Origin of the sequence: Nocardiopsis sp. MT53, assembly GCF_019598965.1 — a bacterium.
In the GTDB taxonomy this organism is placed as follows: Bacteria; Actinomycetota; Actinomycetes; order Streptosporangiales; family Streptosporangiaceae; genus Nocardiopsis; species Nocardiopsis changdeensis.
Genome location: NZ_CP080599.1, coordinates 5,660,801 through 5,687,293, shown reverse-complemented (window position 1 = coordinate 5,687,293; position 26,493 = coordinate 5,660,801). Strand labels below are relative to the sequence as shown.

31 protein-coding genes are annotated in these 26,493 nt (G+C 74.8%); 18 read left to right on the top strand and 13 right to left on the bottom strand.

The window, feature by feature from the left end:
- Window positions 1-17 precede the first annotated feature (17 nt).
- Entirely contained in the window at window positions 18-869 is an 852-nt protein-coding gene (locus tag K1J57_RS25290) for a helix-turn-helix transcriptional regulator (RefSeq protein ID WP_220561202.1), read from the bottom strand.
- Between the two features lie 85 nt (window positions 870-954).
- Between K1J57_RS25290 and K1J57_RS25285 the strand changes: the two genes are divergently transcribed.
- The 8 genes from K1J57_RS25285 (at window position 955) to K1J57_RS25250 (ending at window position 6,503) form a co-directional block, all read left to right on the top strand.
- Window positions 955-1,749: an SDR family NAD(P)-dependent oxidoreductase gene (locus K1J57_RS25285; protein ID WP_220561200.1), complete on the top strand. Its 795-nt coding sequence runs from the start codon at window positions 955-957 to the stop codon at window positions 1,747-1,749.
- 99 nt (window positions 1,750-1,848) lie between these two features.
- Entirely contained in the window at window positions 1,849-2,355 is a 507-nt protein-coding gene (locus tag K1J57_RS25280; protein WP_220561197.1) for an NUDIX hydrolase, read from the top strand.
- An 82-nt stretch (window positions 2,356-2,437) separates the two neighbouring features.
- Window positions 2,438-2,884, top strand: a complete 447-nt coding sequence (locus K1J57_RS25275; RefSeq protein ID WP_220561195.1) for a nitroreductase/quinone reductase family protein — start codon at window positions 2,438-2,440, stop codon at window positions 2,882-2,884.
- Window positions 2,885-3,059: 175 nt separating this feature from the next.
- Entirely contained in the window at window positions 3,060-3,890 is an 831-nt protein-coding gene (locus K1J57_RS25270) for an alpha/beta fold hydrolase (RefSeq protein ID WP_220561193.1), read from the top strand.
- Window positions 3,891-3,902: 12 nt separating this feature from the next.
- Window positions 3,903-4,685, top strand: a complete 783-nt coding sequence (locus K1J57_RS25265) for a MerR family transcriptional regulator (protein ID WP_220561190.1) — start codon at window positions 3,903-3,905, stop codon at window positions 4,683-4,685.
- A gap of 78 nt (window positions 4,686-4,763) precedes the next feature.
- Window positions 4,764-5,099, top strand: a complete 336-nt coding sequence (locus tag K1J57_RS25260; protein ID WP_220561188.1) for a helix-turn-helix transcriptional regulator — start codon at window positions 4,764-4,766, stop codon at window positions 5,097-5,099.
- 54 nt (window positions 5,100-5,153) lie between these two features.
- Window positions 5,154-6,020: an SDR family NAD(P)-dependent oxidoreductase gene (locus K1J57_RS25255; RefSeq protein ID WP_220561186.1), complete on the top strand. Its 867-nt coding sequence runs from the start codon at window positions 5,154-5,156 to the stop codon at window positions 6,018-6,020.
- 9 nt (window positions 6,021-6,029) lie between these two features.
- Window positions 6,030-6,503: a MerR family transcriptional regulator gene (locus K1J57_RS25250; RefSeq protein ID WP_220561184.1), complete on the top strand. Its 474-nt coding sequence runs from the start codon at window positions 6,030-6,032 to the stop codon at window positions 6,501-6,503.
- On the opposite strand, the gene K1J57_RS25245 is transcribed toward K1J57_RS25250, so the two are convergent.
- Together K1J57_RS25245 and K1J57_RS25240 are read right to left on the bottom strand one after the other, a co-directional pair.
- Window positions 6,500-7,660, bottom strand: a complete 1,161-nt coding sequence (locus K1J57_RS25245; protein WP_220561181.1) for a GDSL-type esterase/lipase family protein — start codon at window positions 7,658-7,660, stop codon at window positions 6,500-6,502. The genes K1J57_RS25250 and K1J57_RS25245 overlap by 4 nt on opposite strands.
- A 9-nt stretch (window positions 7,661-7,669) precedes the next feature.
- The gene (locus tag K1J57_RS25240; RefSeq protein ID WP_220561179.1) at window positions 7,670-8,248 is read right to left on the bottom strand and encodes a TetR/AcrR family transcriptional regulator; all 579 of its coding nucleotides are present in this window, start codon (window positions 8,246-8,248) and stop codon (window positions 7,670-7,672) included.
- Between the two features lie 157 nt (window positions 8,249-8,405).
- On the opposite strand from K1J57_RS25240, the gene K1J57_RS25235 reads away from it, so the two are divergent.
- Window positions 8,406-9,152, top strand: coding sequence for a class I SAM-dependent methyltransferase (locus tag K1J57_RS25235; protein WP_220561176.1), 747 nt, complete (start codon window positions 8,406-8,408; stop codon window positions 9,150-9,152).
- Here the strand turns inward: K1J57_RS25235 and K1J57_RS25230 are convergent.
- Together K1J57_RS25230 and K1J57_RS25225 are read right to left on the bottom strand one after the other, a co-directional pair.
- Window positions 9,149-9,505 (bottom strand): hypothetical protein, encoded by a 357-nt coding sequence (locus K1J57_RS25230; RefSeq protein ID WP_220561174.1) that lies wholly within the window; start codon window positions 9,503-9,505, stop codon window positions 9,149-9,151. The genes K1J57_RS25235 and K1J57_RS25230 overlap by 4 nt on opposite strands.
- Window positions 9,506-9,623: 118 nt before the next feature.
- Entirely contained in the window at window positions 9,624-9,959 is a 336-nt protein-coding gene (locus K1J57_RS25225) for a hypothetical protein (RefSeq protein ID WP_220561172.1), read from the bottom strand.
- Window positions 9,960-10,095: 136 nt separating this feature from the next.
- Here K1J57_RS25225 and K1J57_RS25220 point away from each other — a divergent pair, with 136 nt between their 5' ends.
- On the top strand, window positions 10,096-10,935 hold the full coding sequence (locus tag K1J57_RS25220) for an alpha/beta fold hydrolase (RefSeq protein WP_220561170.1): 840 nt from the start codon (window positions 10,096-10,098) through the stop codon (window positions 10,933-10,935).
- Here the strand turns inward: K1J57_RS25220 and K1J57_RS25215 are convergent.
- Complete coding sequence (locus K1J57_RS25215) at window positions 10,924-11,736, bottom strand: TetR/AcrR family transcriptional regulator (protein WP_220561168.1); 813 nt, start codon at window positions 11,734-11,736, stop codon at window positions 10,924-10,926. The genes K1J57_RS25220 and K1J57_RS25215 overlap by 12 nt on opposite strands.
- Window positions 11,737-11,806: 70 nt before the next feature.
- Here K1J57_RS25215 and K1J57_RS25210 point away from each other — a divergent pair, with 70 nt between their 5' ends.
- Window positions 11,807-14,074, top strand: a complete 2,268-nt coding sequence (locus K1J57_RS25210; protein WP_220561165.1) for an excinuclease ABC subunit UvrA — start codon at window positions 11,807-11,809, stop codon at window positions 14,072-14,074.
- Between the two features lie 55 nt (window positions 14,075-14,129).
- On the opposite strand, the gene K1J57_RS25205 is transcribed toward K1J57_RS25210, so the two are convergent.
- Complete coding sequence (locus K1J57_RS25205) at window positions 14,130-15,086, bottom strand: GlxA family transcriptional regulator (RefSeq protein ID WP_220561163.1); 957 nt, start codon at window positions 15,084-15,086, stop codon at window positions 14,130-14,132.
- Between the two features lie 72 nt (window positions 15,087-15,158).
- Between K1J57_RS25205 and K1J57_RS25200 the strand changes: the two genes are divergently transcribed.
- On the top strand, window positions 15,159-16,208 hold the full coding sequence (locus K1J57_RS25200) for a saccharopine dehydrogenase NADP-binding domain-containing protein (RefSeq protein WP_220561161.1): 1,050 nt from the start codon (window positions 15,159-15,161) through the stop codon (window positions 16,206-16,208).
- A gap of 84 nt (window positions 16,209-16,292) precedes the next feature.
- On the opposite strand, the gene K1J57_RS25195 is transcribed toward K1J57_RS25200, so the two are convergent.
- Together K1J57_RS25195 and K1J57_RS25190 are read right to left on the bottom strand one after the other, a co-directional pair.
- Window positions 16,293-17,024, bottom strand: a complete 732-nt coding sequence (locus tag K1J57_RS25195; protein ID WP_220561159.1) for a hypothetical protein — start codon at window positions 17,022-17,024, stop codon at window positions 16,293-16,295.
- Between the two features lie 229 nt (window positions 17,025-17,253).
- Window positions 17,254-17,871: a bifunctional 2-polyprenyl-6-hydroxyphenol methylase/3-demethylubiquinol 3-O-methyltransferase UbiG gene (locus K1J57_RS25190; RefSeq protein WP_220561157.1), complete on the bottom strand. Its 618-nt coding sequence runs from the start codon at window positions 17,869-17,871 to the stop codon at window positions 17,254-17,256.
- Between the two features lie 128 nt (window positions 17,872-17,999).
- Between K1J57_RS25190 and K1J57_RS25185 the strand changes: the two genes are divergently transcribed.
- The 3 genes from K1J57_RS25185 (at window position 18,000) to K1J57_RS25175 (ending at window position 20,500) form a co-directional block, all read left to right on the top strand.
- Window positions 18,000-18,620 (top strand): TetR/AcrR family transcriptional regulator, encoded by a 621-nt coding sequence (locus tag K1J57_RS25185; RefSeq protein WP_220561155.1) that lies wholly within the window; start codon window positions 18,000-18,002, stop codon window positions 18,618-18,620.
- Between the two features lie 33 nt (window positions 18,621-18,653).
- Window positions 18,654-19,823 (top strand): acyltransferase, encoded by a 1,170-nt coding sequence (locus K1J57_RS25180; RefSeq protein ID WP_220561153.1) that lies wholly within the window; start codon window positions 18,654-18,656, stop codon window positions 19,821-19,823.
- 134 nt (window positions 19,824-19,957) lie between these two features.
- Window positions 19,958-20,500, top strand: coding sequence for a sugar O-acetyltransferase (locus tag K1J57_RS25175; protein ID WP_220565782.1), 543 nt, complete (start codon window positions 19,958-19,960; stop codon window positions 20,498-20,500).
- Window positions 20,501-20,551: 51 nt separating this feature from the next.
- On the opposite strand, the gene K1J57_RS25170 is transcribed toward K1J57_RS25175, so the two are convergent.
- A complete protein-coding gene (locus K1J57_RS25170) occupies window positions 20,552-20,875 on the bottom strand; it encodes a helix-turn-helix domain-containing protein (RefSeq protein WP_220561151.1) in 324 nt (107 codons plus the stop codon).
- Between the two features lie 134 nt (window positions 20,876-21,009).
- Between K1J57_RS25170 and K1J57_RS25165 the strand changes: the two genes are divergently transcribed.
- Window positions 21,010-21,900 carry an NAD(P)-dependent oxidoreductase gene (locus K1J57_RS25165; protein WP_220561149.1) on the top strand — a complete coding sequence of 297 codons (891 nt, stop codon included), beginning with the start codon at window positions 21,010-21,012 and terminating at the stop codon, window positions 21,898-21,900.
- Window positions 21,901-21,955: 55 nt separating this feature from the next.
- On the opposite strand, the gene K1J57_RS25160 is transcribed toward K1J57_RS25165, so the two are convergent.
- Window positions 21,956-23,842 (bottom strand): ABC transporter ATP-binding protein, encoded by a 1,887-nt coding sequence (locus K1J57_RS25160; protein WP_220561146.1) that lies wholly within the window; start codon window positions 23,840-23,842, stop codon window positions 21,956-21,958.
- Between the two features lie 100 nt (window positions 23,843-23,942).
- The gene (locus K1J57_RS25155) at window positions 23,943-24,629 is read right to left on the bottom strand and encodes a GAP family protein (protein ID WP_220561144.1); all 687 of its coding nucleotides are present in this window, start codon (window positions 24,627-24,629) and stop codon (window positions 23,943-23,945) included.
- A 67-nt stretch (window positions 24,630-24,696) separates the two neighbouring features.
- Between K1J57_RS25155 and K1J57_RS25150 the strand changes: the two genes are divergently transcribed.
- On the top strand, window positions 24,697-25,344 hold the full coding sequence (locus tag K1J57_RS25150) for a TetR/AcrR family transcriptional regulator (RefSeq protein ID WP_220561142.1): 648 nt from the start codon (window positions 24,697-24,699) through the stop codon (window positions 25,342-25,344).
- Window positions 25,345-25,443: 99 nt separating this feature from the next.
- Window positions 25,444-26,004: a GNAT family N-acetyltransferase gene (locus tag K1J57_RS25145; protein ID WP_220561140.1), complete on the top strand. Its 561-nt coding sequence runs from the start codon at window positions 25,444-25,446 to the stop codon at window positions 26,002-26,004.
- Window positions 26,005-26,010: 6 nt separating this feature from the next.
- Here K1J57_RS25145 and K1J57_RS25140 read toward each other — a convergent pair whose 3' ends face one another.
- On the bottom strand, window positions 26,011-26,430 hold the full coding sequence (locus K1J57_RS25140; protein WP_220561138.1) for a MarR family winged helix-turn-helix transcriptional regulator: 420 nt from the start codon (window positions 26,428-26,430) through the stop codon (window positions 26,011-26,013).
- Window positions 26,431-26,493: the final 63 nt, after the last annotated feature.

Genomic DNA, 26,493 nt, shown 5'->3' with positions numbered 1-26,493 from the left:
GGCGGCCCGGGCCCGGTTCAGCCGGGGGTGTCCAGACGCTGGGTGCCGACCACCGAGAGCAGGCGCAGGGCGCCCTCCGACGGGGAGCCGGGCTCGGCCGTGTAGATGACGACCCGCTGGTCCCGGTCGGCGACGTCCAGGACGTCGCAGTCCAGGGTGACCGGCCCGACCAGCGGGTGCTCGATGGTCTTGCGCAGGGCGGGGGCCGGGCCCACGTCGTGGGCGGCCCACAGCCGGGCGAACTCCGCGCTGCCCGCGAGGAGGTCGCCCACCAGGGCCGCCACCTCGGGGTCGTCGGGGTAGCGTGCGGCGGTGACGCGCAGGTCCCGGGCCGCGATCCGGGAGAACGCCGCCAGGTCCGACAGCCGGTACCGTCGCCGGTCCGACCCCGGCGGGGCGAGGAAGACCTGCCGCACGAGGTTGCGCTCCTGGCGGGACAGGGCGGAGAAGTCCCCCATCAGGGCGGCCGCCAGGTCGTTCCAGGCGATGACCTCGTAGGTCGCCGACAGCACGACCGCCGCGGCGCCCGGCAGTTTGCCCAGCAGACGCAGGATGCTCGGGCGCACCTCGCGGGAGGGGCCGGCCGGCGGTCCGGGCGGGGAGCCGGCGAGGTAGTGGAGGTGGTCGCGTTCGGCGTCCGACAGGCGCAGCGCCCGGGCCAGCCCGGCGAGCACCTCGCGGGAGGGGTGCGGGCCGCGCGCCTGCTCCAGCCGCGTGTAGTACTCGGTGGAGATGAACGCCAGCTGCGCCACCTCCTCGCGGCGCAGCCCCGGGGTGCGGCGCCGCGGACCGGCGGACAGGCCCATGTCGGCGGGGGTGATGCGCTCGCGTCTGCCGCGCAGGAAGCCGGCCAGCTCTCGTCTGTCCACCCTCCCAGTGTGCCCGGGCGGCGGGGCCGATCCAGGTACCGCCGGTACCTGGATCCGTTCCGCCGCCGGGCCCACGCTCATGGCCATGGACACTGTGAACGAACACCACACCCGCACCCCCGGCCTGCTGGCGGACCGGACCGTCCTGGTGACCGGCGCGAGCCGGGGCATCGGCGCCGCCGCGGCGCGCCTGTTCGCCGCCGAGGGGGCCCGGGTCATGCTCACCGCCCGGACCGGGGACCGACTCGAGGCCGTGACCGAGGAGATCCGGGCCGCCGGCGGCACCGCCGAGTACACGGTTTGCGACCTGGGCGACACGGACGCCGTCCGCGCCGCGGTCGAGCGCACCGTCGAGGTGTACGGCCGGCTCGACGCCGCCTTCAACAACGGGGCGGTCGCCCTGCCACCCGGCCCGCTCGACCAGGCCCCCGAGGCCGACCTGGACCTGATCTACACCGTGAACTTCAAGGGCACCTGGGCGGCCCTGGCAGCCCAGGTCGCCGCCATCCGCGCCACCGCGGGCACGGGCGCCATCGTCAACTGCTCCTCCGTCGGCGGCTGGCGGGGCAACGCCCTCCTGCCCGCCTACGGGGCGATGAAGCGGGCGCTCAACAGCCTCACCGAGTCGGCCGCGATCACCTACGGGCCCGAGGGCATCCGCGTCAACGCCGTCGCGCCCGGCACCACGCTGACCGACATGGTGAGCGCCTGGGAGGAAGTGTCCCCGGGCATCGTCGACGCCCTCAACGCCCGGACCCCGCTGCGCCGGGCGGCCGCGCCCGGGGAGATCGCCCAGGCGGCCGCCTGGCTGCTCAGCGAGCGGGCCTCCTACGTGACCGGGGTGGTCCTGCCGGTGGACGGGGGGCTGCACACGGCGTGACCCGCCCGCGGCCGCGGGGGCCGGCGGCGCTTTCCCGGGTAGGGATCCCGGCGGCCCCCGCGGGGGGCCTTCGAGCCGAGACCGGAGGGACCCAGCGCGGTGGGAGACGACAGTGCGGCCGACGAGGCGGCGGAGCGGCGGTTCTTCGCGGGCCTGCCCGCGACACGGGGGGCGGCCGGGGCGCTGATCCTGTCCCCGGCGGGGGAGGTCCTGCTGGTGGAGCGCACCTACCGGCCCGATTCGCCCTGGGGCCTGCCGGGCGGCGTCGTCGAGCGCGACGAGTCCCCGCTGGCCGCCTGCCGCCGGGAGCTGGCCGAGGAGCTGGGGGTGGCGGCCGCCGTCCGGCGGCTGGTCGCCGTGGACTGGGTGGCGGCCGAGGGGGTGCGCACCACCGCCCTGCACTGGCTGTTCACCGCCGAGCTGCCCGGGGGCGCCCGGCTCCGGCTTCCCCCGGAGGAGCTGTCCGGGTGGATGTGGGCGGACCCCGGCCGCGTCGGCGGCCTGCTGGCCCCGAACACGGCCCGCCGGGTCGCGGCGGGCCTGGCCGCCGCCGCGGCGGGGGAGACCGTGTACCTGGAGAACGGCCACCCCGTCCTGGGGCCTTGAGCGCGCCCGCCGGGGCGGACCCTGAGGTGTTCCTGAGGCGGCCGTGAGCCTGTCCGGACCCGGGGCGGGCACTCTCACGGGTATGAGCACACCCGCCGACAGCGGCCCCATCGACAGCCCCGACCCCTCGGTCGCCGAGCACGTGCGCCGGTACATCGCCACCGGCGGCGCCAGCGGCTACCTGGAGGGCGGGACGACCAACCTCGTCCTCACCCACCGCGGCCGCACCTCGGGGCGGCTCTACCGCACCGGCCTGTTCTTCGGCACCGACGGGGACTCGCTGGTGCTGGTCGCCTCGGGGGCGGCGATCACCCACACCCACCCGCAGTGGTACCTCAACGTGACCGCCCACCCGGAGGTGGAGGTCCAGGTGCGCGACCGGCGCCTGCGCATGCGCGCCCGCACCGCCCGAGGCGCCGAACGCGAACGCCTGTGGGCCATGATGGCCGAGCGCGCCCCGGTCTACCGCACCTACTACGAGCCCCGCACCCGCCGCACCATCCCGGTGGTCGTCCTGGACCCGGCCTGACCGGGGCTATGAGGCGGCGGCCTGGGCGATGGCCTGGGCGTGGAGGCGGAGCCGGTTCCGGTGAGTCCGGGGGGAGAGCGGCGCGACGTCGATCGCCGCGCGCGCCGTGGCCGGGTTCCGTGACGGGGACGCGGCGCCGCGGGGCTTGACCCTGCCGCAGGGTCAACCCCCCAGCATGGGCCGCACCACCCGTACCGAGAAAGGCTGCGAGCCCATGCGCCACTTCACGATCCACCACGACGGAGTCGCCATCGCGGTCTCCCGCGGCGGCCGGGGCCGCCCGCTGGTCCTGTGCCCCGGCCTCGACACGACCCGGGCCGAGCTGGGCGAACTGGTCGGGCTGCTGCGGCGCGACCACGACGTCGTGGCCTTCGACCTGCGGGGCCACGGCCTCTCCCCGGCCGCCGGCCGCTACACCTTCGAGGCGTTCCTCGGCGACCTGTCCGCCGTGATGGCGCGCACGCGGCGCCCGGGAACGGCGCCCCTGCTGGTGGGCTACTCCCTGGGCGCGGACCTGGCCGTGCACTACGCCTCGGAGCACCCGGACGGCGTCGCCGGACTGGTCCTCATCGACGGGGCGAACCCGGTCCCCGAGCCGTTCGTCACCGAGGACCTCCTGCCGCTGTTCCGTGCGATGTGGGAGGACGCGGCGGCCCGGCGCGCGGCGGACCTGGGCACCGACCGGCAGGTGCTCCTCACCGGCCGCGAGATCCTGGACCTCAACATCGAGGTCGACGCGGTCCGGGCGCGGATCCTCGACCGCTACCGGAGGATCGTCCCGCCCGTCACCGTGATCGCCTCGGCCTCCCTGTCCGGGGGCGGCGCGGGAGCGCACGGGGAGCGCCTGGACCGGAACTGGCGCGCCGGCATCGACCGGCTGGTGCGCGAGCTGCCCCGCGTCGCGGTCACGCGGCTCGACGCCGACCACCGGATGCCGTTCACCCACGCCGCGGAGATCGCCCGGATCATCCGCGGGGCGCACGGCGGCCCGGCGACGACCGCGTAGGAGACTGGTCCGATGCTGACCATCGGGGAACTGGCGTCCTACGCCGGGGTGACGGTGCGTGCCGTGCGGCACTACCACGCCGAGGGGCTGCTGGCGGAGCCGGAGCGGGACCGCTCCGGCTACCGCCGGTACGGCGCCGACGCCGTGATCGAGCTGATCCGGATCCGCACGCTCGCCCGGGCCGGGGTCCCGCTGTCGCGGGTGCGGGAGCTGCTGCGCGCCGACCGGGAGGGGTTCGCCGCGGCCGTGGACGACATCGACGCGCGGCTGCGGGCCGAGATCCTGCGGTTGCAGCACCACCGGGAGCAGATCGCCCGCCTGGCCGCCGGGGACGGCCTGGTGCTGCCGCCGGAGGTGGTCGGGTACCTGGAGCGGCTCCGGGAGCTCGGGGTCGACGAGCGGATCGTCCGGGCCGAGCGCGACGGCTGGATCCCGCTGGCCGCGCACGCGCCCGAGCGGATCCCGGAGTGGATCGCGCGCAAGACGGACCAGATCCGCGACCCGCGGTTCGCCGGCTTCTACCGGACCCTGGGCTCGGTCCTGGACCGCGACGACGACCCGCGGCTGGAGGAGCTCGCCGACGGGCTGGCGTCCTACATCACCGGGCTGGCCGAGGAGATGGGGGACGCCTATGTGGACGACGTCGACGTGGAGCCGACGATGGCCGGCCTGATGGACGCGCTGGCCTTCGACACCGTGCCGCAGGCCCGCCGGCTGATCGAGCTGCTGCGCGGCCGGGGCTGGTCCGGCTGGACCAGGCTCGCACGGGTCGAGGGGGACACCGGCCCCCGGTGAGGCCGTGGCGGACGGCCCGCAGGCGTGGCGGCCGGCCCGTACGGCGCCGAACTTCGATCCCGCTCGTACAATGGCCGCATGCACACCGAGCGGATCCCCCCGCACCCCGACGTCGCGGCCCTCACCCTGCAGCGGCTCCTGGAGGCGCTGGTGGACCCGGTGCGGCGCAGCATCGTCGAGCAGCTCTACGACGCCCCGGCCGAGGTCGCCTGCGGCGGCTTCGACCTGCCCGTCGGCAAGTCCACCGCCACCCACCACTTCCGGGTGCTGCGCGAGGCCGGGCTCATCCGCCAGTACTACGAGGGCACCTCGCGGATGAACACGCTGCGCCGCCGGGAGATCGACGCCGCCTTCCCCGGCCTGCTGGAGTCGGTCGTGGCCGCGGACCGGGCGGAGCGGGCCGCCGCCCGGTGAGGTCCGCCGCGCGGGTTTGCGTTCGAGCGCGCTCGAAGGCCTAGCGTCCCGCGCATGACGACGACACCGAACACTTGGATCATCACCGGCGCCTCCCGCGGCCTGGGGCGCGCCCTGGCGGAGGCGGCCCTGGCCGCGGGCGAGCGCGTGGCGGCCGCCGTGCGCGACCCCGGCGGCGTCGCCGACCTGGCCGCCGGGCACCCCGACCGCTTCCTGGCCCTGGCCCACGACGTCCGCGACACCGCTGCCGCCCCGTCCCTGGCCCGGGCGGTCCTGGACCGGTTCGGGAGCATCGACGTGCTGGTCAACAACGCGGGGCGGGCCGTGGTCGGAGCGGCCGAGGAGGTCGGCGACGGCCCGCTGCGCGAGCTGATGGACCTGCACCTGTTCGGCCCCGCCGCCCTGGTCCGCGCCGTGCTGCCCGCCATGCGCGCCCGCGGCGCGGGGACGATCGTGCAGATGAGCAGCCAGGGCGGGCGGATCTCCTTCCCCGGGGTGTCGGCCTACTCCGCGTCCAAGTTCGCCCTGGAGGGCTGGTCGGAGTCCCTGGCCGGGGAGGTCGCGCCGTTCGGGGTGCGGGTGATGCTGGTGGAGCCCAGCCGGTTCCGGACCGGGTTCAACGGCGCCGACGTGCTGGAGTTCGCCGCCGACTCGGCGGTCTACCGCGACGTGCTCGCGGCGGTGCGCGCCGACATGGCGGGGGCGGACGGCCGTCAGGAGGGCGACCCCGGGCGCGCGGCCGGGATCATCGTGTCCCTGGTGCGCGGCGGGGAGGTGCCGCTGCGGCTGCCGCTGGGCCGCGAGGCCGTCGAACGCCTGGGCGCGGCCCACCGGCGCGGCCTGGCCGAGCTGGAGCGGTGGGCCGGGACCGCCCGCGACGCCGACTTCGCCGGGGTGCCGGCCTCGGTCCGGCCGGTCTAGTCTGGCGCCATGGCCACCGATGAGCTGATGAACCGGGCCCTGGCCGCCCTGGAGGACGGCGCCCCGCCGTCGGTCGAGGCGATCCACCGGCTCACCGACCCGGCCGTCGCCGCCGGGCCGATGACGATCGCCGAGGTCGCGGACCGGCTGGAGCTGTCCCCGCACACGCTGCGCTACTACGAGCGCGTGGGGCTGGTCCGGGTGGCCCGCGACGCCGGCGGGCACCGGGTGTACGACGCCGGGGCGGTGCGGCGCCTGGTGTTCCTGACCCGGATGCGGCTGTCCGGGATGGCGGTGCGCGACCTGCGCCGCTACGTGGAGCTGGTCGACGCCGGGGAGCACACGGTGCCCGAGCGGCTGTCCATGCTGCTCGAGCACCGCGAGGCCACCCGCCGCCGGATGCGTGGACTGGCCCTGTCCCTGGCCGCGATCGACTACAAGATCGCGACCTACGGGGGAGCGGCCGGCCCCGAGGGGGTCTAGGCCAGGGGGCCGCCGGCGCCCAGGGCCAGGTCGGCGAACCGCTCGCCGATGCGGCGGTGCGCCGCGGTGTCCGGGTGCAGGGAGTCGGGCAGGGGCAGCTCGGCCGCGTCCGCCTCCCCGTACAGCTCCAGGCCGTCCAGGTAGTGCAGGTGCGGGTCGTCGGCCGCCCGGTCGGCGACGATGCGGGCCAGCTCGCCGCGGATGTCGGCGAGCGCGAGCCGCCCGGCCGCGCGCGCGGCCGCGTCGCCCCCGGCCCGGTAGGACAGTCGGCCCTCGGCGAGGGCGGACATGTCCATCTGCGTGGGCCCGGGGACCTCCTCGTGGATGGCGCAGTGGATCGGGGAGACCACCAGCAGCGGCGTGTCCGGGTGGCCCTCGCGGACGGTGTCCAGGAACCCGTGCACGGCCGGGCCGAAGGCGCGCCGGTGCAGGGCGTCCTGGTTGACGACGTTGATGCCGAGCTTGACGCTGATCGCGTCCGCGGGGACCTCGCGCAGGGTGCGGGCGGTGAAGGGGTCCACCATGGCGTTGCCGCTCAGGCCCAGGTTGACCAGGTCGACCCCGGCGCGCAGCGCGGCGACGGCGGGCCAGGTGGCGGTGGGGCCCGCGGCGTCCGAGCCGTGGCTGATGGAGCTGCCGTGGTGCAGCCAGACGCGCCGCCCGCCGGCGGGCGCGGGGGCCACGGGGGCGTCGGTGCGCAGGGCGACGGGGATGGTGGCCTCGTTGTGCGGCAGCCAGATCTCCACGTCCTTGTCCCGGTCGGGCAGGCCGGTGAAGCGGACGGTCCCGACCGGGCCGCGGCGGTGCTCGACGGCACCGGTGGCCATGTCGATGACCAGGGTGTCCCCGCCGTCGACGTGCCCCTGGGCGGTGAGGCGCCCGTCCACGAGCAGGTCGTAGACCCCGGCGGGGCGCGGCGGGGCGCCGGTGAAGGTGCGCTTGGTGGGCAGGGCGTCGAGTTCGACGACGGTGGCGCGGGTGCGCAGGGCCAGGCGGACGCCGGAGGTCTGGGCGGCGATGTGGTCCATCATCGGGTCGGGCGCCTGGGCCAGGGCCCGCCGGGGCAGGCGCATGGGGCGGGGGCCGTGGTCGGTGGGCCGGATCTCGACGGCTCCGCGCAGCAGGTCGGCGGTGACCGGGGTGGTGACGGGGTCCATGGCGGGTTCCTAGTGGTGGTCGGGTGCGGGCCAGTTCCGCAGCAGGGAGTCGAGGGCGTCGATGGTGCGCGACCAGGTCGCCTCGGTGTCGGGGGCGCTGTGGTCGAAGCCCCCGCCCATCTCCAGGCTCACGTAGCCGTGCAGGGTGGCGCCCAGCAGCCGGACGGCGTGGGTCTCCTCGGCGCCGGGCAGGTCGTAGCCGCGCAGGACGGCCCGGGTCATCCTGGCGTGCCGGGGGCCGGCGCCGGCGGCCGCGGTGGCGGCGTCTAGCCGGAACCGGGTGGCGTCGTAGCGGCCGGGGTGCTCGCGGGCGTAGTCGCGGTAGACGTCCGCCAGGGCGGCCAGGGCGTCCCTGCCCGAGCGCCCGGCCAGGGCGTCGGCGGCCCGGTCCGCGAGCTCCTCCAGGGCCAGCAGGGCGATCCGGGTCTTGAGGTCGTGGGAGTTCTTCAGGTGCGAGTACAGGCTCGCGACCTTGACGTCGAACCGGCGGGCGACCTCGGAGAGGGTGACGTGCTCGAACCCGGCCTCGTCGGCGAGGTCGGCCCCCGCCCGGACGAGGAGTCCGGTGCTGAGCCCGGCGCGTGCCATCGTGACCTCCCTTTTCGGCTACAGCGACCCTACATATGCCTAAAGGGTTTAGGAAATCGCTGGATTCCTGTAAGGAATGCGATCCCGCTCACGCCGTCCGCCCGCGCGGCCGCGCGGGGCCCTTCCCACGGGCCGGGCCGGAGCATAGGTTCGGCGAATGGACCCTCGGAAATGGACCGACGAGGCCGCGATCGCGCGGTGGGACGCCTCCGCCACCCGGGAGGCCATGGAGGCGCACGGCCGGGACGGCGACTTCGCCAAACGGCACCTGGCCAATCCGGCCCTGCTGCGGATGCTCGGGCCGGTGTCGGGGCTGCGGGTCCTGGACGCGGGCAGCGGCGACGGCTACCTGAGCCGGATGCTGGCCGCGCGCGGGGCGCGGGTGGTGGGCCTGGAGCCCGCCGGGGCGATGGTCGCCTTCGCCCGGGAGCGGGAGGAGAGCGACCCCCTGGGGGTGGAGTACGTCCAGGGGGACCTGGCCCGGACGCCCGTCCCGGGCGGGCCGTTCGACGCAGTGGTGTGCAGCATGGTGCTGATGGCCGTCCCCGACTGGCGGCCCGCGATGGCGGCCTGCGCGCGGGCGCTGCGGCCGGGCGGGCTGTTCGTCTTCGGGATCGTGCACCCGGCCTTCGAGGGGCTGGCCGGGAGCTGGCGCCGGCACGGCGAGTACCGGCAGGACCGCTACCTGGAGGAGTACGTGGTGCACGGCCCCGCCGCGCCGGACTTCCACCGGCCGCTGTCGGCGTACCTGAACGAGGTCGCCGCCCTGGGGCTGCGGCTGCGCGAGGTCGCCGAGCCGGGGCTGGACCCGGACGCGGCGCGCGGGGCGGTGGCGGCGGATCCGGGCGTCGGAGCGTACGTCCGGATGCCGAACTTCCTGTTCGTGGCGGCCGAGGTGCCCTAGGGCTCCAGGCCGCGTTCGATGCGGTACTGCTCGGCGAGGTCGGGGTACTCCCGCGCGGGCACCTCCACCAGGTGGGCCGGCCGGCCCAGGGTCTCCCCGATCCGCTCGGCCGCCGCGCGGGCCGCGCCGGCGGTGGCGTACACCCCGGCGACGACGGTGTGGCCGGTGCCCACGGGGTCGGGCTCCTCCTCTTCCAGGCGCGCGCCCGTGCTCCAGGGGATCGGGCAGGGGCCGTCGTGCTCGGGTTCGGGGCACAGCAGGCGGGCGACGGCCTCGCCCTGTGCCAGGGCCTCCTCGCCGGTGGCGAAGCCGGGGACGAGGATCTCGAAGGTGCGGGGCCGGTCGGCGCTCATGGGGTCCCTCCTCGGTGCGGGCCCGGTCGACGATAGTCCCGCCGCCCGGGCCGCGCACCCGGTTTTCGCAGGCCGGCACCGCGGGCGGGTCCGCGCCGCCCCTGGCCGCGGTCCGGGCTCAGGAGCCGTCGCCGGTGAAGTAGTGGGAGATGTCCTCCCACGTGAAGGGCTCGCGCCAGGCGGGGGCGCCGGTGAGCCAGCCCGACATCGCGGTGACGACCTCCTCGGGGGACTCGGTGTACGTGCGGTGGTGCTCGGTCGGGCCGCCGTCGCGGTACTCGAGCTGGTACCTGCCCTCCCGATGCCTCCACAGCACCTGCACGTAGTGGTCGTCGGCGCGTTCGACGATGAGGAACTCGTTGCCCGCCTCCAGGCCCGCCACCATCGTGTCCACGTCCCGGGGGGTGGGGGCGTGGACCGTCCGCCCGCTCTCGTTCCATGCCTTGGTCGTCATGGGGTGAGTATCGGCCAGGGGTGCGACAGCCGTGGCCACTACTCCCCAACATTCCCTTTGACTCCCCCCGAAAGGGAGGTTTAGAGTACAAAAAAGCACTCCAGTGGGGAGTGGTAGGGAAGGAAAGGGAGTTCCGATGAACGCCATCTACCGGTCCGAGGCCGGGGAGCGGGAGGTCCGGCGGCGGTACCTGGAGGCGCTGGACGCCTGGCCGGTACCCGCCGAGCGGGTGCGCCTGCCCACCCGGGAGGGCGAGACGTTCGTCCTGGTCTGCGGCCCGCGCGACGCGCCGCCCGTGGTGCTGCTGCACGGCTCGGGGGCCAACTCCGCGGTGTGGGCGGGCGACGCCCCCACCTGGTCGCGGCACCTGCGGATGTACGCCGTGGACCTGGTCGGCGAGCCCGGGCTGAGCGCCCCCGCGCGCCCCGCCCTGGGCTCCGACGCCGTCGCCCTGTGGCTGGACGACGTCATGGACGGGCTCGGCCTGTCCCGGGCGGCCTTCGTCGGGATGTCCCTGGGCGGGTGGGCCGCCCTGGACCACGCCGTCCGCCGCCCCGGCCGGGTCGAGCGGCTGGCGCTGGTGTGCCCCGGCGGCATCGGCCGCCAGACCCCGCTGCGGCTGGCCCCGGCCCTGGCCTGGACCCCCTTCGGCCGGTGGGGCAGGCTCCGCTCGGTGCGCGCCGTCCTGGGGCTGCACGACCCCCGGTACGCGCCGCTGGTGGAGGAGGTCGCCGCCGCCTTCGGGGAGTTCCGGCCGCGCACCGAGACCCTGCCCGTGTTCTCCGACGCCGACCTGTGCTCCCTGGACATGCCGGTGATGGCGGTCGTGGGTGACAGGGACCTGATGCTCGACTCGGCGGACACCGCGCGGCGGCTGCGCGCCCACGTCCCGCACGCCGAGGTCACCGTGCTACCCGGCGTCGGGCACGCCGTCATCGGGCAGGGCCCCGCGGTGCTGGACTTCCTACGCGCCTGAGCGCTCCGGGACCTCCAGCTGCGACTCCAGGGAGTCCAGGACGGAGGCCAGCCCCGCCCGGAACGTCTCGCGGGCCTCCTGCTCCAGGTAGGGCTCGGACTCGTCCCCGTTGGCGAACGCCCCCGCCTGCGCCATCGCGGTCAGGGTGGGGAAGCGCGCGCCGAAGTCCGGGGCGACCTCGTCCAGCAGGCCCGACCGCTCGTGCCACCACACGTCCTCGGGGATCCCGGTGACCGCACCCGCCCGGCGGGCCTCGGCGGCGACCTGCACCTGGCCGCGCACCAGGTTGAACAGGGTCCCGTAGGCGGTGCGGATGCGCGCCGGGGGCAGGCCCGCCCGGTGCAGCACCGCCGCCAGCGACTCGAAGAGCCGGTACTCGTTGGGGCCCAGCACCGGGCGGGCGGTGGAGACCTCCAGGGTCCAGGGGTGGCGCAGGTAGAAGTCCCACAGCCGCACGGCCCAGGCCTCGGTCGCGGCGCGCCAGCCGGGGGAGCGGTCGGCCTCCGCGGCGTCGGCGGGCTCGCCGAAGACGTGGTCGTACATCAGCTCGACGAGTTCGTTCTTGCTGGCCACGTAGGTGTACAGGGACATGGCGGTGCGGCCCAGGCGCTCCCCGACCGCCCGCATGGACAGCGCCTCCATGCCCTCGGCGTCGGCCACCTCCACGGCGGTGGCCACCACCAGGTCCACGGTGAGCTCGGGCCGGCGGCCCGCGGCCGGGGCGGGGGCCGCCCCGGCCGGGGAGCGCCACAGCAGGGACATCGTGCGGCGTGCGTCTCCGCGCCCGGGGTACACGACCACGAATGTCCTCCTTATGGCATAAACTCGATCGGTCTGAGAGTTTATCGCATAAGGAAACCTGGAGAACAGCGTGCGAACCGAGCATCCGGCCGACGGCCACGACACCATCCAGGTCCGCGGTGCCAGGGAGAACAACCTGGCGGGGGTCGACGTCGACATCCCCAAGCGCCGCCTGACCGTCTTCACCGGCCTGTCCGGCTCCGGCAAGTCCTCCCTGGTCTTCGGGACCATCGCCGCGGAGTCCCAGCGGCTCATCAACGAGACCTACACGACCTTCATCCAGTCGTTCATGCCCAACGTCGGCCGCCCCGAGGTGGACGCGCTGCGCAACCTCAGCGCCGCGATCATCGTCGACCAGGAGCGCATGGGCGCCAACTCCCGGTCCACCGTGGGCACCGCCACCGACGCGGCCGCCATGCTGCGCGTGGTCTTCAGCCGCGTGGGCACCCCCCGCCTGGAGCCCTCCAGCGCGTTCAGCTTCAACAACGCCGAGGGCATGTGCCCCGAGTGCGAGGGCCTGGGCCGGGTCAACGCCATCGACATCGGCGAACTGGTCGACGCCGACCTGTCCCTGAACGAGGGGGCCATCACCGCCCCCGGCTACGGGGTGGGCACCTGGTACTGGCAGGTCTTCGCGGGCTCCGGCCTGCTGGACCCGGACAAGAAGGTGCGCGACTACACCGAGCAGGAGCGCGAGACCTTCCTGTACCACCCGGTCACCAAGGTCAAGGTCGGCACCAACAACATCAGCTATGAGGGCCTGGTCCCCAAGATCAAGCGCACCTACCTGTCCAAGGACCGCGAGAAGATGCAGGCGGGGCTGCGCGCGTTCGTCGACCGCGCCGTCACCTTCTCCACCTGCCCCGAGTGCGAGGGCACCCGCCTCAACGCCGCCGCCCGGTCGGTGAAGGTCGCCGGGCGCAGCATCACCGAGTGCTCGGCGATGCAGATCGACGACCTGGCCGCGTTCGTGCGCGCCCTGGACGAGCCCTCGGTCAAGCCGCTGCTGGACGGGCTGGGCCACACCCTGGACTCCCTGGTGGAGGTCGGCCTGGGCTACCTGAGCCTGGACCGGGAGTCGGGCACCCTGTCGGGAGGGGAGTCCCAGCGGGTGAAGATGGTCCGCCACCTGGGCTCCAGCCTCAGCGACGTCACCTACGTGTTCGACGAGCCCACCATCGGCCTGCACCCGCACGACATCGAGCGGATGAACAACCTCCTGCTGAGCCTGCGCGACAAGGGCAACACCGTCCTGGTGGTCGAGCACAAGCCCGAGACCATCTCCCTGGCCGACCACGTGGTGGACCTGGGACCGGGCGCCGGCCCCGCGGGCGGGCGCATCACCTACACCGGCGACGTGGCGGGCCTGCGCGCCTCGGGCACCCTCACCGGCGACCACCTGGACCACCGGGCGCGGCTGCGCGAGGACGTGCGCACCGGCCGCGGAGTGCTGTCCATCACCGGCGCCACCTCCCACAACCTCAAGGACGTCAGCGTGGACATCCCCCTGGGGGTGCTCACCGTGGTCACCGGGGTCGCCGGGTCGGGCAAGAGCTCGCTGATCCACGGGGCGCTGCCGGGCCGCGAGGGCGTGGTGGTGGTCGACCAGTCGCCGATCAAGGGGTCGCGGCGCTCCAACCCCGCCACCTACACCGGGCTGCTGGACCCGATCCGCACCGCCTTCGCCCGCGCCAACGGGGTCAAGGCGGCGCTGTTCAGCGCCAACTCCGAGGGCGCCTGCCCCGAGTGCAAGGGCGCCGGGGTCATCTACACCGACCTGGCGATGATGGCCGGGGTGGCCACCACCTGCGAGCAGTGCGAGGGCAAGCGGTTCCGCCCCGAGGTGCTGGCCCACACCCTGCGCGGCAAGGACATCAGCCAGGTGCTGGCCATGTCGGTGGTGGAGGCCCGGGACTTCTTCGCCTCCGGCAACGCCCGGGTCATCCTGGACCGGCTGCACGACGTGGGCCTGGGCTACCTGGGCCTGGGCCAGCCGCTGACCACCCTGTCGGGCGGCGAGCGCCAGCGGCTGAAGCTGGCGATCTCCATGGCCCGCCAGGGCGCGGTGTACGTGATGGACGAGCCCACCACCGGCCTGCACCTGGCCGACGTGGACCGGCTGCTGGCGCTGCTGGACCGGCTGGTGGACGACGGCAACACGGTGATCGTGATCGAGCACCACCAGGCGGTGATGGCGCACGCCGACCACATCATCGACCTGGGCCCGGGCGCCGGGCACGAGGGCGGCCGGGTGGTGTTCGAGGGCTCCCCGGCCGAGCTGGTCGAGAAGGGCGACACCCTGACCGCCCGCCACCTGCGCACCTACCTGGGCCGCTGACCCGGCGGGCGGCGGTGCCGCCGGCCCGCCCGCCGCGCTCCCCGCGGCGGGCGGGTCAGCGGGAGGGGTGCAGGGAGCGGAAGGCCGAGCGGTAGGCCAGGGGGCTCACCCCGACGGCGCGGTGGAAGTGGCGGCGCAGCGTGGCGGCCGTGCCCATGCCGCAGCGGGCGGCGATCTGCTCCACGCTCGCGTCGGTGCCCTCCAGCAGCTCCCGGGCCAGGCCCACGCGCTGGCGGTGCAGCCACTCCAGCGGGGACGCCCCGGCCTCGGCGTGCATGCGCCGGGCCAGCTGCCGCGGGCTCAGCCCCGCCCGGCGGGCCAGGTCGGCCACGGTCAGCGGCCGGTCCAGCCGGGCGCGGGCCCACTCCAGGGCCTCGCCCAGCCCGTCGCGGGTGCGCGGCACGGCGGGCGGGGCGATGAACTGGGCCTGCCCGCCCGGCCGGTGGGCCGGTGCGACCAGGCGCCGGGCCAGCCCGTTGGCCGCGGCGGCCCCGTGGTCGGTGCGCACCACGTGCAGGCACAGGTCCAGCGCCGCCGTCTTGCCCGCGGCGGTCAGCACCCGCCCGCCGTCGGTGTACAGGACGTCGGCGCGCACGTCCACGCGCGGGTGGCGGCGGGCCAGCTCACCGGCGTGCATCCAGTGCGTGGTGGCCGCAAGGCCGTCCAGCAGCCCCGCGGCGGCCAGTACGAACGCCCCCGTGCACAGCGAGACCACCCGCCGCCCGGCGGCGTGGGCGGCGCGCAGCGCCGCCAGGAACACCGGGTCGGGCTCCTCCAGCGGCCGGTGGGAGGCGGGCACGACCACGGTGTCCACCGCGGCCAGGTCCTCCCAGCGGCGGGCGGGCACCCCCGGCAGCAGGGGGGCGGGGGCGCCGTCGGCGGTGTGCGCGCTCAGCCGGTACCAGTCGCCGTCGGCGGACAGGTCGGAGCGGTCCACCCCGAAGACCTCGGCGGCGATCGCCGTCTCGTAGGGCATGGTGTGCTCGTGCAGGGCGATCCCGACCGTGTGCATGTCCGAAAGTGTACGCAGGGCGTCGGATCGGACGCTGGTCGGTGGGGCCTGCCGGGCCCGAGGATAGGGGTCATGAACTCCTCGACGACTCATCGGTCCGCGCGCGGCAGGGTAGTGGTGTACGGGGCCTACGGGCACACCGGCAGGTTCGTGGTGGCCGAACTGCTGCGGCGCGGGCTGGAGCCGGTGCTCTCCGGGCGCAACGCGGACCGCCTCGCGGACCTGGCCCCGGCCCACCCCGGCCTGGAGGTGCGCCCGGCCCCGGACGCGCGGGCGCTGGGCCGGGCGGTGGCGGGCGCCGCGGCGGTGGTCAACGCCGCCGGCCCCTTCCTGGACACCGCCGGGCCGGTGGCGGCGGCCGCCGTCGCGGCCGGGGCCCACTACCTGGACGTGACCGCCGAGCAGCCCGCCGCCGCGGCGACCCTGCGCGAGCACGCCGCGTCCGCCGCGGCGGCGGGGGTGGCGGTGCTGCCCGCGATGGCGTTCTACGGTGGGCTGGCCGACCTGCTGGCCACCGCCGCGGCCGGCGGCGACCCGGTGCAGGAGGTCACCGTGGCCGTGGGCCTGGACGGGTGGCGGCCCACCGAGGGCACGCGCGTCACCGGCGAGCGCAACACGGCCCCGCGCCTGCTCGTCGAGGGGGGCCGGCTCGTGCGGCTGGAGGAGGTCGCGCCCGCCGGCCGCGACTGGGACTTCCCCGGGCCGCTGGGGCGCCAGGCGACGGTCCCCCTGCCCTTCTCCGAGATCGTGCTGCTCCACCGCCACCTGGGCGCGGACCGGATCACCTCCTACCTCAACGAGGGGCCCCTGGCCGAGCTGCGCGACCCGGCCACGCCCGGCCCCGAGGCCGCCGACGCCACCGGCAGGTCGGCCCAGCGGTTCGCCGTCGACGTGCGGGTGCGGGTGGAGGGGACCGAGCGGCGGGCCACCGCCTCGGGGCAGGACATCTACGCGGTGACCGCGCCGCTGCTGGCCGAGGCGGTGGTGCGCCTGCTGGACGGGCGCGTCCGCGCCGTCGGGGCCCTGGCCCCGGGCGAGGTGTTCGACGCCGCGGACTTCCTGTCGGCGCTGGCCCCCGACCCCCTGGCCCTCACCCTGCCCGCAGCGGTCCCGGTCCCCTAGGGCGGCGGCCCCGAGGCCCGGCACCGCGTGTTCCCGGTGCGGCCGCCCGCTCGGGCGGCCGCACCGGACCTGCGAGGGGACAGGTCAGGAATCCCGCTCCACCAGGTCCTTGAGGCGGCCCAGGCGCTCGCGCCAGAACTCCTTGGCCCCGGTGGCCGCGTCCGGGTCGGCCAGCCGGGACTGCTCCACCGCCACCGACACCCGGTCGGCGTCCCTGGCGGTGAGGTAGAAGACCACCCGGGTGCCGTCGCCCAGGTCGGCGGTGACCCGCTTGGGCGGGTTGTCCGAGCGCACCGTCAGGTCGGCGTCGGCCAGCCACCGCTCGCGGACGTCCTTCTCCGACAGCGCCGCGAAGACCTCTTCCGCCGGCGCGCGCACCGTCTTGGAGGCGTTGGCCGAGTAGCCGTCCTTGCGCTGGCCGGGGGCGCGCATCCCGCGCTCCTGCTCGTAGGCGACCGTCAGCGACTGCGCCCACCAGCCCGCGACGCCCCGCTCCCGGACCAGGTGGGCGGCGATCTCCTTGTGGGTGCGACCGGTGGCGCCCCAGGCGTCCAGCACGGCGAACCACTCGTCGTAGCCGCGCCCGGTGCGCTCGCGCACCGCGTCGGAGGACACCCGGGCCCGCATGGTCGCGGTGGTCTGCTCCGGGGCGGCGGGCGCGGCCGGCTCCGGTGCCGTGGCGGCGGGTGCGGGGGCCTCCCCGGCCGCGGGGCGGGCCCCGTCGGGGAGCAGGTGGGCGCGGGCCGCGGTGTAGCTCTCCCCGGTCTTGGCCATCCGGGTGCGGACCTGCTGCTTGAAGGACTTGTGCCTGGTCATGACGGCTCCTGGGCGACGGCGGCACGACCCACGCTCGTCCACCCCGCCGGTAGGGCGCATCAGACCGGCGTCCCGAGGACTCTCAGGTCCCCTTTGCCCCCTCTCAGCCGGCGGCGTGGGCGCCGGAACCGGGGGTTGGGCGCGGGACGGCGCCACACCTCCAGGGTACTCCGTCCCCACCGGTTCCTCCAAGCCCGCCCGCCCCGCGCGGGTGTCCCGACGGCCCTGTTCAGGGGCGGCGGGCGAGGAACAGGGCGTGTCCGCCCTCCCCTTCGGGCACGAACTCCTCCGCCTCCACCACCAGCCCCGCCCCGGTGATCCACTCGCGGTAGCGGGCGGCGTCCGCCTGGCTCCACCACATGGGGACGCCGCCTCCCAGCCAGTCGGGGTCCGTCCCGGTCCAGGCGCGGTGCCCCGTGGTGGCCAGCAGGGTCCCGCCCGGCCGCAGCCACCGGCCGATCCGGCCCAGCAGCGCGGGCTGCTCGGCCAGGGGCAGGTGGATGAGCGCGTACAGGCACACCACCGCGTCCAGGGATTCCCCGGGCAGGTCCAGGGCGGCGATGTCGGCCCGGGCGAACGCGGCGGCGGGCACCAGGGCGCGCGCCCGCGCGATCTGCACCGCGCTGATGTCCACCCCGCGCACCCGGTGCCCGGCCGCGGCCAGGTCGCGGACCACCGGCACCCCGGTGCCGCAGCCCAGGTCCAGCACCTCGGCCTGCCCGGGCAGCCGGCCCAGGAGGTCGGCGATCCACGGCCCGTACTTGGCATCGGTGCCGAAGGCCTCGTCGTAGCGGTGGGACAGGGCGTCGTAGCCGCGCCGCACGGTCTCCTTGGGGTCGGTGTCCATGCCGGGGACGCTAGCCGCACGGCCGATGCGGGGCGAGGGGTTTTCCGCATCCGGACCCCGGGGGCGGGTCGGGGGCGGCTCAGGGGCATCCCCGATGGATTCCAGGCCGCCCGTGTTAGATTCTGGCCATGCGGTCAAAAAATGAGACGGGCGGTCAGAAGAGGTCCTTCATCGAGGAGGCCCGGCGGAAGCAGATCATCGCGGCGGCGGTCGAGACCATCGCCGAGGTGGGCTTCCCGAAGGCCTCCCTGGCCCGGATCGCCGCCACGGCGGGCGTCAGCAAGGGAGTCATCTCCTACCACTTCGCGGGAAAGGACGAACTGGTGGACCAAGTGGTCGTCACGGTGTACACCGAGATCGCCGACACGCTCCTGCCCCGGCTCGCCGAGCAGGAGAGCGCCACCGACGTCGTCCGCGCCCATGTCCTGGGAGTGGCCGAGTACGCCCTGGCCCACCCGGACCGGCTGCGCGCGCTCACCGAGATCTTCGTGCACGACCGCGGCGCCGACGGGGTCCCCCGCTACGGCGCCGTGGCCGCCGAGCCCCTGTACGAGTCCCTGGAGGGGCTCTACCGCGAGGGGCAGGCGCGCGGGGAGCTGCGCGAATTCGACGTCCGGGTCATGGCGGTCACCCAGCAGTCGGCCATCGACGCGATGTTCGGCTACTGGATCTCCCGCCCCGAGACCGACCTGCTCGCCCACGCCCGCGAGCTCGCAGACCTGTTGGTACGCGCGGTGCGGCCCGACTGAGCCGTACCCCCCATCCCCTTGGACGAGGACACCATGTCACAGCACGCCCCACCCAGCACCGCCGCCGGACCCGGCGGCGGGCCCCGCACCCGCCTGCACTACATCGACAACCTGCGGGTGGCGCTGACCATCCTGGTCGTGCTCCACCACGCGGCCCTGACCTACAGCAACATCCCCGTGTGGTTCTACCTGGAACCGGTGGGGGACGCCTCGGCCGGGCTGCTGGACCTGTTCATCGTCCTCAACCAGACCTACTTCATGGGCCTGTTCTTCCTGCTGGCGGGCTACTTCACGCCCGGTTCGGCGGACCGCAGGGGTGTGCGCGGGTTCGTGCGCGAGCGCCTGGTCCGCCTGGGGGTGCCCTTCCTGCTGTTCGTGCTGCTGGTGCGGCCGCTGCTGATGATCCCGCCCTACCAGGACGCGGTGGCCCAGGGCCTGGCCGGCGACATGCCGTTCTGGCTGTTCGCGATCGTGGCCTACGACCCGGGCCCGATGTGGTTCGTGGAGGTGCTGCTGGTCTTCGGCCTGGCCTACGCGCTGGTCCGGCGGCTGCGCCGGGACCGCGGCCGGGCCCCGGAGCCCCGCCCGGCCGACGACGCGCGGCTGCGCTGGCTGTGGCCGGTGGTGGGGTTCACCCTGGCGCTGGCCGTGGTCTCGTTCCTGTGGCGGTGGGTCAACCCGGCCCCCTACTACTGGCCGGTCCTGGGCCTGCCCAGCCCGAACTACCTGCCCCAGTACGTCTCCCTGTTCGTGGTCGGGATCCTCGCGTTCCGCGGCAACTGGGCCACCCGCCTGCCCGGCGCGGCCGGGTGGTACGGGGCGGGCACGGCGCTGACGGCCCTGGTCGCCTTCTTCGCGGCCCAGGGGGCGCTGGGCGGCGCGGAGGCCGCGGCGGGCACCCCGCAGGCGCTGGCCCTGATGGTGCTGGAGACCTTCCTGTCGGTGGGCACCATCCTGGCGCTGCTGGTGTTCTTCCGCCGGTTCGTCGCCGGCGGCGGGCCCCTCTCCCGGTTCCTGTCCGCCAACGCGTTCGCCGTCTACGTCCTGCACCCGCTGGTGCTGGTCGCCGGCGGGGTGCTGCTGGCCGGGTGGGAGGCGCCCGCGGCGGTGAAGTTCCTGGCCCTGTCCGCGCTGGCGGTGCCCGGCTGCTGGGCACTGGCCGCCGCGGTCCGGGCGGTCCCGGGCGTCAAGAGGATCCTGTGACCTGATCCGGAGGGGCCGCCCCGCACGGGGCGGCCCCCCTTTTTTTCCGGGTGCCCGCGGGGAGGCGGGACGGCTAGGGTGCGGGGGTCGACCATCCCTGGGAAAGGACCCGTGTGGCCAGTCAGAAGGAACGCATGCTCGCCGGTGAGCTCTACCGGTCCGACGACCCCGAGCTCCAGGCCGAGCTGATCCGCGCGGAGAAGCTCGCGCACCGCTACAACACCATGGAGCCGGACGACCCCGCCCGCCGCGAGGCGCTCGCCGAACTCCTGGGCGGGCTGGGCGAGGACACCTGGATCCGGCCGCCGCTGCGGGTGGACTTCGGCTACCACATCACCATCGGCCCCCGCTCGTTCGTCAACTGCGGGGCCGTGATGCTGGACGTGGCCCCGATCCGGATCGGCGCGGACGTGCAGATCGGCCCCAACGTCCAGCTGCTCACCCCCACGCACCCGATCGAGCCGGGGCCGCGCCGCGACAAGTGGGAGGCGGCCGAGCCCATCACCATCGGCGACAACGTGTGGCTGGGCGGCGGCGTCATCGTCTGCCCGGGCGTGAGCATCGGCGAGAACACGGTGGTGGGCGCGGGCGCGGTGGTCAGCCGCGACCTGCCCGCCAACGTGGTCGCGGTGGGCAACCCGGCCCGGGTGATCCGCGAGATCGACCCCGAGTCCTGAGCACCCCGCTGTGACGGGCCGCGGTGAGGGGCCCGCCCGCGGGCGGGCCCCTCACCCCTGGAGGCGGTCCATGTTCTCCTCCCCCCAGGCCCCCAGCGCGTTCAGCGCGGGGACGAGGGAGCGCCCGAAGTCGGTGAGGGAGTACTCCACCCGGGGCGGGACCTGTTCGTGGACGTGCCGGTGCACCAGCCCGTGCGCCTCCAGTTCGCGCAGCTGGAGGATGAGCACCCGTTCGCTGATGCCCTCGACCGTGCGGCGCAGCTCCCCGAACCGGAGCGGCCTCTCCTGGAGCCACCACAGGATGAGGGCCTTCCACTTGCCCCCCATGGCGTGCATCGCCGCGTCGAGCCCGCAGATGTAGGTCCGCCCGCCCATCGCCCCTCCTCACTGATAAAAATGCCGGTACCCGATAAAAATATCGGTACTTGAAGAAATGTTCGTACCCCGACCAGCATGGGAGCGGACCCGGGCGCAGGCCCGGGGATTCCTTCGAGGACGGGGAGAACGACATGGCGAAAGAGCGGCGCACGGCGGTGACCGTCATCGGACTCGGGCTCATGGGCTCGGCGCTGGCGCGGGCGTTCGTCCGCGCGGGCCATCCGACGACGGTGTGGAACCGCAGCCCCGGCAAGGCGGCCGCGCTGGTGTCCGAGGGGGCCGGGGCCGCCGGGTCGGTCGCGGCGGCGGTCGCGGCGAGCCCGCTGGTCATCGCGTGCCTGAGCACCTACGACGCCACGCTCGCGGCGCTGGGCCCGGCCGCCTCCGGGCTGCGGGGGCGCACCCTGGTCACCCTCAACTCCGGCGCCCCGGCGGGGGCGCGGCGGATGGCGCGGTGGGCGGCCGGGCACGGCGCCCGGTTCCTGGACGGCGCGGTCAAGGACGTGCCCACCGCGGTCGGGGGAGCGGACACCCTGCTGTACTACGGCGGCGACCGCGAGGTGTTCGAGGAGCATGAGCCGGTCCTGCGGGTCCTGGGCGGCGACACCGTCCACCTGGGGTCCGAGCCCGACCTGGCCGCCCTGTACGAGACGGCGGTGGGCGTCCCGCTGCTGCCGGCCCTCCTCGGCTTCTTCGAGGGGGCGGCCCTGATGCGCGAGCGGGGGCTGGAGGCGGCGGCGTTGGTGCCCTACTCCGTCAGATGGCTGGAGATGATCGCCTCGGTCCTGCCCCTGTTCGCGCGGGAGATCGACTCCGGCGACTACTCCGATCCGGTCTCCACGGTGGCGACCTTCCACGCGGGGATCCCCGAGGCCGCCCACGCGGCGCGGGAGGCCGGCGTGGACACCGCCTGGCGCGAGGCCATGGACGAACTGCTCGAACGGGCCGTCGCGCAGGGGCTCGGCGACCGGAGCATCGCGGCGCTGTACGAGCTGCTCCGGCGGCCCGAGCCGGTGTCCTGACGAAGGTGACCGCCCCCCGGTGTGGCGCCACCGGGGGACGGGGTCGGTCGGCCCCTCAGGAGGGGGCGGCGGCGGAGGGCTCCCCGGTGGCGAACTGGGTGCGGTACAGCTCCGCGTAGCGGCCGCCCCGGGCGAGCAGCCCGGCGTGGTCGCCGCGTTCGACGATCCGCCCGCCCTCCACGACCAGGATGGTGTCGGCGGCGCGGACCGTGGCCAGCCGGTGGGCGATCACCAGGGCGGTGCGCCCCTCCAGGGCCTCGGCCAGGGCGGCCTGGACGGCGGCCTCGGAGGTGGAGTCCAGCGCCGAGGTGGCCTCGTCCAGGATGACGACCTGGGGGTCGCTCAGCAGCAGCCGGGCGATGGTCAGGCGCTGGCGCTCCCCGCCGGAGAACCGGTAGCCGCGTTCGCCGACGACGGTGTCCAGCCCGTCGGGCAGGGAGGCCACCAGGTCGGCCAGGCGGGCGCGGCGCAGGGCGTCCCAGACCTCCTCGTCGCCGGCGTCGGGGCGGCCCAGGGTCAGGTTGGCGCGGATGGACTCGTGGAACAGGTGGCCGTCCTGGGTGACCATGCCCAGGGCCCCGCGGATCGAGGAGAAGGACAGCTCGCGCACGTCCCGCCCGCCCAGGCGGACGGTCCCGGAGTCGGGGTCGTACAGGCGCGGGGCGAGCTGGGCGATGGTGGACTTGCCGGCCCCGGAGGAGCCGACCAGGGCCACGGTGGTGCCGGGTTCGACGGTGAAGGACACCTCGTGCAGGACCTGCCGGCCCTCGGCGGGGTCCAGGACGGCGACCTCCTCCAGGGAGGCCAGGGACACCTTGTCGGCGGCGGGGTAGGCGAAGGAGACCCGGTCGAACTCCAGGGACGCCGGCCCGGGCGGCAGGTCGGCGGCGCCGGGGGCCTCGCGCACCAGCGGCTCCAGGTCCAGGACCTCGAAGACCCGGCTGAAGGCGACCAGGGCGCTCATGACCTCCACGCGGGCCCCGGCCAGGGCGGTCAGCGGCGCGTACAGGCGGGTGAGCAGCATGCCCATGGCCACGACGGTGCCGGCGTCCAGGCCGCCGGACAGGGCGCTGAAGCCGCCCAGCCCGTAGACCAGAGCCAGCGCCAGGGCCGAGACCAGGGTCAGGGCGGTGAAGAACACCTCCTGGACCATGGCGGTGCGCACGCCGATGTCGCGGACGCGGTCGGCGCGGCGGGCGAACTCGGCGGACTCGCGTTCGGGGGAGCCGAAGAGCTTGACCAGGGTGGCCCCGGGCGCGGAGAACCGCTCGGTCATCTGGGTGCTCATGGCGGAGTTGTGCTGGGTGCGCTCGCGTTCGATGCGGGCCAGGCGGGCGCCCATGCGGCGGGCGGGGTAGACGAACACGGGCAGCATGACCAAGGCGGCCAGGGTGATCCACCAGGACAGGGTGAGCATCACGGCCAGCGCCAGGACGAGGGTGACCAGGTTGCTGACCACCCCGGACAGGACGCTGCTGAAGGCCCGCTGGGCGCCGATGACGTCGTTGTTGAGGCGGCTGACCAGGGCTCCGGTGCGGGTGCGGGTGAAGAACGCGACCGGCATGCGCTGGACGTGGTCGTAGACGGTGGTGCGCAGGTCCAGGATGAGGCCCTCGCCGAGCCCGGCCGACAGGCGCCGCACGATGAGGCCCAGGGCGGCCTCCAGCAGGGCGACGGCGGCGATGAGACCGGCCAGCAGCAGGACGGTGCGGGGCGCCCCGCCGCTGACGATGGTGTCCACGACCCGGCCGGCCAGCAGCGGGGAGGCGACCGCCAGGACGGAGACGGCCACGCTCAACGCGAGGAACCAGGTCAGGACGCGGGCGTGGGGCCGGGCGAAGCCCGCGATGCGGCGCAGGACGGGTAAGGAGAAGGGTCGGCGGTCCTCACGGGCGTGCATGGCGTGGTAGATCGAGTTCCACGCGGCCATCTCCATGCTCATGGGCGGTCACCGGTTCCGTTCGGGGAGTTGCGGATACCGGAACGTTACGACCTGAACCAATGTTGAGGTCAACTTCCGGGGCCGGCCCGTGTCGGCGGATTCAGCCGACGTGGACCCCGAACCTCTCCAGGGCGCCGGAGAGCCACAGGCCCTGGCGCAGCACCAGGAAGCCGACGATGCCCACGATCCAGGGCAGCGCCTCGCGCCCGCTCGACTCGATCCCGGTCCGCCACTTCTCCAGCCGGGGGCGCGCCCGCTCGCCCAGGGCCCGGTACCCCAGGTAGAGCAGGAGGCCCGGCGCGACCATGACGAGGTTGTAGGCGGCCAGCACCGGCAGCCACACGGCGGGGGACAGGCCGGCGGCGGTCATGATGCCGATGGCGCCGAAGTAGGGCAGGGCGGTGGAGCCCTCCAGCAGCCCGGTGCCCAGCCCCAGGGCGACCATCGCCCCCACGCGCAGGGACTCCGGGCGCCGGGGGCGCGGCTCGGTGGACATGAAGAACGAGTACACGAGGGCCGCGCCGCCCGCCACGGTCAGGACCCAGCCCAGGGCGGTGTCGTCGAGCAGGCCCCCGATCCCCTCCAGGGCGACGCCGGCGCCGAACATGAGCGCGCAGCCCAGGGCGAAGTAGAACGCGGCGACGGTGCCCAGGTAGGCCAGCAGCGGGCGGGCCACCGAGCGCGCCCCGCTCAGGAGCACGTACAGGGAGACGCCGATGACGGCGGGGCTGAGGGTGTCCAGCAGGGCCAGCCCGGCGACCGGCAACAGGACGTTCAGAGACGGCACGGGGGGCTCCTCTGTTTTTCTCACGGCTGTGCGAAATAAAATAACACAGGTGTGTTAGAAAGTACGCATGCCGAAGATCGTTGACCATGAACAACGTCGTCGCGAGCTCGCCGACGCCCTGTGGCGGATCGTCGCCTCCCAGGGGCCGGCCGGGGTGTCCATCCGCTCCGTCGCCGCCGAGGCGGGCTGGTCCCCGGGGGCGCTGCGCCACTACTTCCCCACCCGCGAGGAGCTGCTGCTGTTCGCGATGGACCTGTCCGAGGCCCGGGCCGTGGAGCGGATCACCCGCCTGCACGAGCACCTGGAGCCGGGCCTGTCCATGCTGGAGACCCTGGCCGCCTACGCCGAGCAGCTGCTGCCGCTGGACGACGACCGCCGGGCCGAGTACCGGGCCTGGGAGTCGGCCGGGATCCTCCGGGAACAGGACCGCGACCGCGCCCGGCGCTGGCAGCAGCAGCGCGGCCTGTACCGCCGCCTGGTCTCCGCGCTGGCCGGGGTCGAGGTGGGCGAGGACTCCGAGAGCCCCCACGCCGACCCGTGGGTGGAGGAGTGGTCCACGCACCTGCACTCGATCGTGGACGGCCTGGCCCTACAGCTGATGGTCACCCCGGGCATGACCGACCCCGAGGACTGCCGCCGCAGGCTGCGCGCCTTCCTGGCCCGGGTCGCCGAGGCGGCGGAGTACCGCGAGAAGAACGCCCCGAACGATGACTGAAGCGCCCTTTGGTGCCCGATGTGACCAAGGTCCGGATTCTGGGCACCGCGCCCGGGCCGTTAGGGTGTGAGCCCAGCGACACCACCACGGGGGGCACGGGTGACCACGGACAGCACGGAGAAGGCCACCGGGCCGGAGTTGACCTACCGCCACGCCGGCCGGGACGACGTGCCCGCCCTGGTCGAGCTGGTCAACTCCTGCTACCGCGGCGACTCCTCCCGCCGGGGGTGGACCACCGAGGCCGACCTGCTGGAGGGCCAGCGCGTGGACGCCGAGGGGCTGGCCGCGCTGCTGGAGCGCACCAACACCCTCATCCTGCTCGCCGAGGCCGACGGGGTCCTGGTGGCCTGCTGCGAGCTCCAGCGCGGCGTCAACGGCGCCTACTTCGGGATGTTCTCCGTGCGCCCCGACATCCAGGGCGGCGGCCTGGGCCGGCGCGTCCTGGCCGAGGCCGAGCGCACCGCCGCCCAGGAGTGGGGCTGCCGCCTGATGCGCATGAAGGTCCTCAAGCAGCGCCCGGAGCTGATCGCCTGGTACGAGCGGCGCGGCTACACCAACACCGGCCGCACCGAGCCGTTCCCCTACGGGGACGAGGCCTTCGGGCTGCCGCGCCGGGACGACCTGGCCTTCGTGGAGCTGACCCGGGAACTGCCCGCCTGAGCGGCCTCAGTCGGCGTCGGGCCCGGCCTCCAGGTTGGCCGACATCCGTTCCAGGACGCTCACGGCGGCCCGGTACTCCTCGGAGCTGATACCGCGCGAGATGCGCTCGCGGGAGGCCCGGACCTTCCCGAACAGGTCGTCGTGGGCCCGGCGGCCGGCGTCGGTCAGGTCCAGGGCGACCAGGCCCTCCAGCCAGCCGCGCCGGCGCAGGTCCTCCACCGCGGGGGCCGTGCTCACCTCGCTGTCGTCCAGGAACGCGGCGAGCCTGCGGTCCAGGTCGGCCAGGGTGCCGGGCTCCTCGTACAGGGAGTGGAGCACCTGCCAGTGGCGCCGGCCCAGCGACTCCGAGGCCAGGGTCCGGTCGAAGTCGTTCTCGATGAGCCGGTCCAGGTGCTTGAGCCAGTAGCCGATGGGCAGGTCCGACATGCTCTCCCCCTTTGGAGACAGTCACTTACTATCGACATCGGTAAAGATACATCTTTATGGTTC